We start from the raw sequence: 1218 nt of genomic DNA on the forward strand, positions 1-1218 counted from the left end.
GGAGTGGGTCGATGTGGGGTGAGTGGAAGGCGCCGCTGGTGGTCAGGGTGGTGGTCTTGCGCCCGAGCTGGTGGAAGTGCCGGGCGATCTCCCGGACCGCATCGGGATTACCGGAGACGACGGTGGAGGTGGGGCTGTTGACGGCGGCGAGGGAGACCGCGTTCTCGTGTCCTTCGAGGAGGGGGAGGACTTCCTCGGGGGTGGCCTGCAGGCCGGTCATGACGCCCTCGACGGGAAGGGCTGCCATGAGACGGCCCCGGGTGGCCACCAGGCGTGCGGCATCGGGAAGGGAGAGGATCCCGGCGAGATGGGCCGCGGTGATCTCCCCCAGAGAATGCCCGGCGAGGCAGTCCGGGGCCAGGCCGAACGTCTCGGTGACCAGACGGTGCTGGGCCACCTGCAGCGCGAACAACGCCGGCTGCGTGTACCGGGTGCGGTGGACCAGAGCCCGCTGCTCTCCCTCGGGTGTCGCGAAGAGGATGTCCCGCAGCGGGTGGTCGAGGTACGGGTCCAGATGCGCACACGCCTCGTCCAAAGCCTCGGCGAACACGGGGAAGGCCTCATAGAGTTGGCGCCCCATGCCGGGGTACTGGGTTCCCTGCCCCGCACAGATGAACGCCACCTTCCCACCCACCACCGGCCCACGCCCCTGCACGAGAGCGGGATGCTCCTCACCCCTGCCCAGAGCCTGCAATGCCTGCAGGTATCCGTCGCGGTCCTCGGCCAGGATGACGGCCCGGTGATCGAACACCGACCGCCCGACCGCCAGGGCATGCCCCACATCCGGCAGGGACAGGTCGGGGTGGGCGGCGACGAACGCGCGCAGTGTTCTTGCCTGATCACGCAGTCCTTGCCGGGTCTTCCCCGATACCGGCCACGGCCACGGCCCTGGCGGCACCGCTGCAGCCTCGGCAGACGTCTCCTCGACGGGGGCCTGTTCCAGAATCACGTGGGCGTTGGTGCCGCTGACGCCGAAGGAGGACACCCCGGCCCGCCGCGGCCGCCCCACCTCCGGCCACGCAACCGCCTCCCTCAACAACTCCACCGCACCGGAAGACCAGTCCACATGCGGCGACGGCTCCTCTACATGCAAGGTGGCCGGCAACACCCCATGCCGCAGAGCCATCACCATCTTGATGACCCCCGCCACACCGGCCGCTGCCTGGGTGTGGCCGATGTTCGACTTCAGGGAGCCCAGCCACAACGGCTGGTCTTCCG

Annotated in this window: 1 protein-coding gene; it reads right to left on the reverse strand. The window is 69.6% G+C overall.

The features are described 5' to 3' along the window. The coding region (locus I5Q34_RS33575) for an acyltransferase domain-containing protein (RefSeq protein ID WP_199896282.1) at positions 1–1218 on the reverse strand (1218 nt) is incomplete at both ends.

The organism is Streptomyces sp. AV19 (genome assembly GCF_015999245.1).
Lineage (GTDB): Bacteria > Actinomycetota > Actinomycetes > Streptomycetales > Streptomycetaceae > Streptomyces.